Raw genomic sequence first — 7,678 nt, 5'->3', positions numbered from 1 at the left:
CCCACCACCTGCAGACCCCGGGATACAAAGACTGGGCGCATGTTCTGCGAGCCGAAGGGCGCGAACTTTTTCAACAAAGCAAAGGTTTTGGGCGTGATGTGGCTGAGGCGAATCTCCCCGTCCACCCGCAGCTTGGGCACCAGCAAGTCGTCCTCCATCTGGGCGGCAATCACCTCCCGCAGTCGGGCGCGCAGCGGGGCGACATTGTCTCGGCGCACCGTCAAGCCGGCGGCGTACTTGTGCCCGCCGAATTCGATGAGCAGGTCTTCACACTGCTTCAGGGCTGCGTAGATGTCAAAACCGGGGATGCTGCGCGCAGAGCCCTTGCCCACCTCGCCGTCCAGCGTCACCATGACGGTGGGGCGGTAGTAGCGCTCCACGATGCGACTGGCCACGATGCCGATCACGCCCGGGTGCCACCCCTCATGCGCCAGGACCAAGGCCAGGTCCCGGTCCGGGTCATAGTCGGCTTCCACCATCTTCAGGGCCTGGGCGAAGGTGTCCTCGTCGATGTTCTTGCGCGCCCGGTTCTCCGCTTCCAGGATGGCAGCGATATTGCGGGCCTGCTGCGGCACATCGGTGGTGAGCAGGCGCACCGCACGCAGGGCGTCCCCCATGCGACCGACGGCATTGATGCGCGGGGCGATCACAAACACCACCTGGCCGGTGCCGATCTCGTGGCCTGCCAGGCCCGCCGTTTCCACCAGCGCTTGCAACCCCACCTTGCGCGGCCCACTGTTGAGGCGCTTCAGCCCCTCGGCCACCAGGATGCGATTCTCGTCCACCAGCGGCACAATGTCCGCGGCGCTGCCTATGGCCACATAGTCCACAAACTCTTCGACCAGGGCCGGGTCGTACTTGAGTGTGGCAAAAAGCGCCTGCAGCAGCTTGAAAGTCACCCCAACACCGGCGAGCTCCTTGAAGGGGTAGGGGCAGTCTGGCCGCTTCGGGTCCAACACCGCTACGGCCTGAGGAAGGACGGTGCGCGGCTCATGGTGGTCACAAATAATCACATCCAAGCCAAGCGAGCTGGCCAGCTCCACCTCCTGGCAGGCCGTCACCCCGCAGTCCACGGAGATGACCAGTGTGGCGCCACGGCGATGCGCCTCCCGCACGCCCACCTCGGACAGCCCATATCCTTGGCGCAGGCGATCCGGGATGTAGAAGACCACGTCGGCCCCCAACTTGCGCAGAAGAAGGTAGGTCATGGAGACCGCGGTGATGCCGTCCACGTCATAATCGCCGTAGACCATGATACGCTCGCGGTTGCGCAGGGCGGTGATTAACCGCTCGACCGCGCGCTCCATGTCTTTCATGAGGAAGGGGTCATGGAGGTGCTCTAAACTCGGCTCAAAGAAGCGTTGGGCCGCCGCAGGTGTGGTGATGCCTCGGTTCACCAGCAGGCGGGCGATAATGTCGGGCACTTCCAAGACGCGAGCCAGCTGGTGAACTTCTTCGCTGTGCTGAGTGCCCTCAAAGACCCACTTTTGATCCATCAAGACGTTGCAACTCCACCTTGCGCCCGGAAAAAGTTATGGGGTCCAGAACGGATCGATAAGCCGAATTCTGTACCCGAGGCGGGTCACCCCACCACGGGCGACGATCATCTGTCTGGGATCCGCCTCGCGGCGGACCTCTAGCGACCTACCCGGAGGTCAAACGAGACGGGCCGCCTCATCCCTCCTGTTTGGTCTTGCTCCGGATGGGGCTTGCCATGCCTCCGCCGTTACCGTCGGAGCGGTGGGCTCTTACCCCACCTTTTCACCCTTGTCCCGGCGGTGCCGAGACGGTCTGTTTTCTGTGGCGCTTTCCGTTTCCGCTCCGTCGCCAGAGCGGAACCCTCGTGTTACGAGGCATCCTGCCCTGCGGAGTTCGGACTTTCCTCATCCCGCGCTACGGCGGGACGCGATCGTCTGATCCGCCCTGGACCCACATCTTCTCCCTTAGCTCGCCATATCATGAGACGCCTAACGGACTCACTCGTTCCCCTGCCACACCAGAATCCGCCCACAGCTTTCGCAGAGGATCAGGTCTTTCATCTGCCGGATCTCCAGGCTCCTCTGCGGCGGGATGGTAGTGAAGCACCCACCGCAGGCGCCATTTTGCACCGGCACCACGGCCACGCCGCCCTTGGCCGCGCGAATGCGGTCGTAGCGGGCCACGACGCGCTGGTTCAGCTGGGCCACCAGCTGGGCACGCTGCGCGCTCAGGCGGGTTACTTCTTCCTCAGTCTCCTTCATGCGCGCCGCCAACTCCGCCCGCCGCTCGGTAAGCGATGCCTCCAGCTGCTGCAGCCGCTGCTGCAACTCGGCAATCTCCCGTGCCACTTTCTCCAGCTGGTCGTCCAACTCCAAGATGACCATCTCGACGTCGTCGATCTGCTTCTCCGTTGCCTCGATTTCGGCGGTTATGGCATCGTATTCGCGATTGGTCGTCACGCGCGAATAGAGCTGTGTTTGGTACTTCTTGAGTTGGTCTTTGAGCGTTGCCAGCTTTCCCTCGGCGTGACGTTTCTCCGTCTGCCACTGCTGCGTCTGCGTGGTGTGGGCGTTCAGCGTAGCGGTCAATTGGCGGTGCTCCTCCTCCAGCTTCTGGACCACCTGCGGCAGGTCTCCCTTGCGCGCCTCCAGCTGCTGGAGGCGGGAGTCAATTTCTTGCAAGTTGACCAAAAGCCGAAGTTCTTCGCGCACCGTCACTTCCTCCTTTGTGCCACCTGCGCCCCTCTCGTCCTCTCCTGCCGGCCAGTCACAAAAAAAGTGCACCTTTTGGGGGTGCACTTCACTGGCAGGTGGGGTCCAATTCCAAGAGGATCAAGGCTAAGGCGCTTCCTATTCTGCTTCTTATGTGGTTCAACGTCTCTCTCTGAAAGAACGACAATCTCAATTCTTCCACGGCCGATGGGCCGCGCTCTTTCCACACGCGTTGCAAATTTACAAAAAATCCCTTGCGCCGTCAAGCGAAATTGCGGGAGCGGTGGAGAGCTCAGGAAGGGACCCATACCCGTGAGGGAACACGGTGGAGCAACTGCACAAGATCAGGGACCTTGCCTGACCTGTACAGAGGCCTTAGGAAAGAGCCCCTCACGCGCATTGGGGCCGAATATCCGCGTCTTCGAGCCGCCCCGACGGCCAAGCCCCCGACCCTATGACCGCGCAACGACCTCCGCGGACGGCAACCGCTGTGGCACAGCGGCCCCGGTGCCAGGAACCCTGGCTATCCTTCGGGAGATCTGCAGCTCCCTGGCGGTTCTCAGAATTGAGCCCTTGGCGGCTCGGCCCCCGAATCAGGCCAAACATTTCCCTTGGTGAGTCGGGGACCACGAACGCGCACGAAGAATGAGGTACCTCACTCACCTTCCCCCAAGAAGTCCCAATCCCCTGGCGCAAAGGTCAGGTATTCGCGTACCTGTCTGGCCTTGTCGTCGCGCATGACGTAGAACTTGCCCGTTGCCTCGGCGTAGACCCTGCCATCCGGGCCGATGATCTCGCCTGCCGCCACGGAGTAACGCTGATGATGCGCCACCGGTCGACCGCGCACCGTAACGCGCAGACCAACCGGCAAAGGACGCAGAAAACGCACGTGCAGCTCGCCAGTCACAAAATACTTCTTGCGCACCACGGCCACCGACCAGCCGATCGTCTCGTCCAGCAGCGCGCAGATGATGCCGCCATGCACTACCCCCTTGTAGCCGGAATACATCTCCGAGGGGACGCACTCCACGTGCACCCCTTGCTCATCCGTCACAAACTTCAGCCCTAACGTGGCCGCATTGGCGTGCCGGTTACCACACACAATGCACCCTTCGTAGGTCGGCAAGGTCCTACCCGGTTCAATCTCTGCCGGACAAGAGACTGAGCCTTCCTCTTCCATATGCGCTTTCCTCCGCATCAAGGTCAGTCGTTACCCATTGCACAAACCGGGAGAATGGCCTACGAACCTCCGCGCGGTGCGGTGGCCAGCCGACACAGTCGTTGAGCCTAGGGCCTGGCTCCCGAAGTCAACCTGTGTCAGAAGCAAGGCCTCCCGAGACTCGATCTCAGGAGAAAGAATCAGCCAGCGCCTTACGCTAAACCTCCCGACGGCTTTTCAGTCCCCTTGAGGAATAACACCGCTGCCCTGCTTTTCGTTAAGGATGCTGAACAGCTCTGCTGGCCGCGTGATGACAAAGTCGGGCCGCAGGGACTCCAACGTCGCGCGCGGCCCGTACCCCCACGTCACCGCGCAGGTGCGGGCGCCCGCGGCCTTGCCGGCGTGGATATCGTTGTCCGTATCACCCACCACCAGGGTAGTCTCCGGCGTCGCACCGGTACGCGCCATGGCCGTCAGGATCATCTCCGGATGTGGTTTCAGATGCGTCACCTCCTCGGGACAGATCACCGCATCGAAGTAAGGCTCCATATTCAACCCGGCAAGGATTCGCTTGGTGTAAGGCCCCGGCTTGTTGGTAGCGACGACCAGGCGATAACCCTGCAGCCCTTGCAGCAAGTCCATAATGCCAGGAAAAGGGCGCGTGCTGATCAGGCAGCGGTCACTGTAGAGCTGGCGAAACAGCCCGATGAACTCGCCGAAGCGGTGCATGTTCTCCTCGCCGAGGGTGACCCGCGCAAAGTTGTCCGGTCCAGGGCCGATGGATGCCCTCGCCTGCGCCAGAGAGATTTCCGGCAGCCCCATGGCGCGCAGGGCCAAATTCGAACAGAGGTGCACGTCGGGTGCAGTATCCAGCAGCGTCCCGTCCAGGTCAAAGACGATGGTGGTGAACGCCTTCGTCTTGGCGCGGATCATCGTTGCAGCGAGAGGAATTTGCGCAGCGAGCGATCCCACGTGCGTTCGACATCGTCAGGAAAGAAGCAGGCGGGCAATTCATTCATGCGACGATGGTAGAGAAGACACTCGCAGCAGTAACCTTTGCGTGGGCATGGTTCATACGAACAGTTGCAGCGCTGCATATTCTTCTCAAAGTTCTTGCACTCCATAGCGTACCTCATCCTTGTTCGTCCTCTCCGTCTCCATAGAAAGGCGCTTGCACATGGCGTCTACTTCTTCTCATCGGCCAGCCGCCGACGAGCCTCTTCAAACATAGGCTCGGCAAAATCCGAGTGCCAAGTGCGCTCGGCGAAGGTGCGCTCCTTCACGCTGCGCAGAAATCCGGCAAACTCCCGGAAGTAGCTGCCGTAGATGTGGAAGCTGTCGGCAATGTCCACGTAGCGCCCCACTCTCACCTGCTTGCCCAGCCTTTGGGACAGACGCTCGGCGATGACGCGTTGCAGGTCCGTGAGCGCGAACATGTTCATGTAGGCCGCCTTGTAGGCGTCCCGCGAGCGCCAGTGGGTGTTCATGTTCAGCACCAAGTCACCGCGCTCGTCGGTCAGCATCCTGCACCACACCCTCTGCAGACACGGTGGATCGTAAGTGGGCGGATCGGTCTTGGGGTTCCAGGTGATGGCCTGGGCCCGCCGGGAATAGCCGACCGAGGCCAGCTTTTCGATCAGATAGTTGATCTGGTCGATGACCTGGCCTTCCATCTCGTAAGCAAAGAGGCGCTTGTGGTAGGTGTATGTCCACTTGCCCTCCTCCGGGCAGATCCAGTGGTCGTGCACCCCTTCGACCACTTCCTGGCGATAAATCTCCAAATCCTCCAGCCCGCCGGGAAAGGCGCGATGGATACGCGGTTCGGCAAAAGGCTCGTCCACCACCATGACCATGGTGCAGTCCTTACTGGGCGGATCCTCAGGTTTGTCGTACTCGGTGCGAATATCCACCCCGTCGTGCCAGCACTTGAGCACGGCGTTTTCCCAGGTTTCGGGCAGGGTCTTCCCCTGGACAAGGAAGGTCGGGATGTTTCCTGTCATGTCACTCCCTCGTTTCACGATGGCCTCTTGGCGCCTTCTTGGGGACCCACACTCCAAGCGTGAACGCCAGGGCATGGTAAGGTTTACCGTCAAGGTGCGTAAGGTGAAGTCGTAGGCGTATATGCCCTCGCTGCCGTACATTGCCTTGTCGTGAAGCACGCCGCCCATGGCGGTGTAGTTGACCTCCCAGAGCAGGGAAGCCAAGGGCGCCAGCCTCTTTTCTCCCCATATGCCTGCGCTGCCATTGGAGAGCCTGTCCGTGTCGTGCCTCCGGAAAGCGGACACTATGCCGCCTCCGCCAACGCCGCGCACGCCCAAGGGCAGGCCAGCAAGGCAAGCATGACAATTCGCCAAAGCAATGCCCATGGCCAGCAAACCGGCGGCAAGGACCCTTGAACAGCGCACAAACCCGCGCTTCATTTCCTCACCCGGCGGATGAACTCCTCGACCTCAGGAATCCCACCCTGGAGGATGAGGTAGCCGTTGATGGGCTCGCGCTCGGTGATTTCGTGGTTGATAGGCGTCAGCATCATCTGGCGGACCTTCTCCGGCTCGGTGGTATGCGCCAACACCCAGCCGAGCTTGCAGTACGCCGTCTCCGGCAGCATATTGCCAAGCGGAATGATTCCCAAGTCCAGGAGGTCACGGCCGGTGTCGTACACGTACATCTGCACGTACCCCCACAACGTCTGCACGGTCATGACCACCGTGACTCCCTTGTCGATAGCCCGCTTGAGCGCCGGGTTAATCTTGCGGTTGACGTGCCCCAACCCGGTGCCGGCAATCACAATGCCCTTGTAGCCGTTGTCCGTAAGCGAATCGATGATGTCCGGCATCATGTTCGGGTAGTAGTACACGATGCTGACTTTTTCTTCGAAGACCGCGTCGATGAGCACTTCCCGATCCTGGCGGCGGCGCTGGAAGTCGTCGGTCAGGTACTGGAAGCGGTCCGGCCACACCATGGCCAAAGGAATGTCGCCAATGGTGCGAAATGTGTTGCGGTAGCTCGAATGCATCTTGCGCACGCGCGTGCCGCGATGGAGCAGGTCGTACTGGTCGCTGGTCGGACCGAACATGCACACCATCACCTCGGCGATGTCGCCATAGGCAGCACTGCGCACGGCGTTGATGAGGTTGAGGGCGGCATCGCTGGAGGGACGGTCGCTGGAGCGTTGCGAGCCCACCATGACGATGGGCACGGGCGGCTTCTGCACCATGAAGGTAAGCGCGGCAGCGGTGTAGTGCATCACATCGGTCCCGTGGCCGATGACGACGCCGTCCACACCGTTGCGGATCTCCTCGCCGATGACATTGGCGATGGTGATCCAATGGTGCGGCTCGATGTTTTCGCTGAACACGCCAAAGAGTTTGGTGGTCTTCAGGTTGCAAATGTCCGCCAGCTCGGGCACCGCTCCATACAGCTCCCCGGGCGTGAAAGCTGGGATTACGGCACCGGTGCGATAGTCCAAGCGGCTGGCAATGGTGCCGCCGGTACCGAGGAGGGTCACGTCCGGCTTGGCGTCATCGTGCGGAAACTCCCGCTCCGGGATGCGATAGTGCGCCTCCTTGTAGCCGACCTCCTCGATACCCACCACATTGTCCACGTGAATGCCGAGGTTGTAGCCGCTGTGGAGCTTGAGCACGATGTGCTCGTCATCGGCATTTTCACTCCTGGGCAAGATGATGCCCTTGAAGTCGCCTTTGGTGGAGTGGAGGACTACGTCGCTCCAGACGCGCACCTTAGCCTCCTGCAGCTTGGCACGGGCCCTTCCCCGATACCCTTTCCACGCATCCGGCTGTTCCACAACCATCCCTCTCTCGTGCTTGCT

At 61.2% G+C, this 7,678-nt stretch carries 6 protein-coding genes and 1 other RNA gene; all 7 read right to left on the bottom strand.

Going from position 1 to position 7,678, the window contains the following annotated elements; translation table 11 throughout:
• The coding region (gene recJ, locus H5U38_12095) for a single-stranded-DNA-specific exonuclease RecJ (protein MBC7187764.1) at window positions 1-1,496 on the bottom strand (1,496 nt) is incomplete at its 3' end.
• A gap of 43 nt (window positions 1,497-1,539) precedes the next feature.
• Window positions 1,540-1,925, bottom strand: an RNA gene (gene rnpB, locus H5U38_12090) — RNase P RNA component class A.
• A 51-nt stretch (window positions 1,926-1,976) separates the two neighbouring features.
• Window positions 1,977-2,690 (bottom strand): hypothetical protein, encoded by a 714-nt coding sequence (locus H5U38_12085; protein ID MBC7187763.1) that lies wholly within the window; start codon window positions 2,688-2,690, stop codon window positions 1,977-1,979.
• A gap of 655 nt (window positions 2,691-3,345) precedes the next feature.
• Window positions 3,346-3,870 (bottom strand): PaaI family thioesterase, encoded by a 525-nt coding sequence (locus tag H5U38_12080; GenBank protein ID MBC7187762.1) that lies wholly within the window; start codon window positions 3,868-3,870, stop codon window positions 3,346-3,348.
• A 216-nt stretch (window positions 3,871-4,086) separates the two neighbouring features.
• Entirely contained in the window at window positions 4,087-4,782 is a 696-nt protein-coding gene (locus H5U38_12075) for an HAD-IA family hydrolase (GenBank protein MBC7187761.1), read from the bottom strand.
• A gap of 251 nt (window positions 4,783-5,033) precedes the next feature.
• Window positions 5,034-6,269, bottom strand: coding sequence for a hypothetical protein (locus tag H5U38_12070; GenBank protein MBC7187760.1), 1,236 nt, complete (start codon window positions 6,267-6,269; stop codon window positions 5,034-5,036).
• Complete coding sequence (gene gatD, locus H5U38_12065; GenBank protein ID MBC7187759.1) at window positions 6,266-7,660, bottom strand: Glu-tRNA(Gln) amidotransferase subunit GatD; 1,395 nt, start codon at window positions 7,658-7,660, stop codon at window positions 6,266-6,268. Before gatD ends, H5U38_12070 begins: the two co-directional genes overlap by 4 nt.
• Window positions 7,661-7,678 lie beyond the last annotated feature (18 nt).

The sequence above is a fragment of the Calditrichota bacterium genome (genome assembly GCA_014359355.1).
Taxonomy (GTDB): Bacteria; Zhuqueibacterota; Zhuqueibacteria; order JANLFK01; family Oleimicrobiaceae; genus Oleimicrobium.
The sequence above is the reverse complement of the archived record's forward strand: the minus strand, read 5'-3'. Positions and strand labels throughout refer to the sequence as shown.

Bases quoted from the DNA above. Each gene is read 5' to 3' on its own strand.
- H5U38_12075 (MBC7187761.1), bottom strand. From the start codon at position 4,782: ATGATCCGCGCCAAGACGAAGGCGTTCACCACCATCGTCTTTGACCTG.
- H5U38_12080 (MBC7187762.1), bottom strand. From the start codon at position 3,870: ATGGAAGAGGAAGGCTCAGTCTCTTGTCCGGCAGAGATTGAACCGGGT.
- H5U38_12070 (MBC7187760.1), bottom strand. From the start codon at position 6,269: ATGAAGCGCGGGTTTGTGCGCTGTTCAAGGGTCCTTGCCGCCGGTTTG.
- gatD (MBC7187759.1), bottom strand. From the start codon at position 7,660: ATGGTTGTGGAACAGCCGGATGCGTGGAAAGGGTATCGGGGAAGGGCC.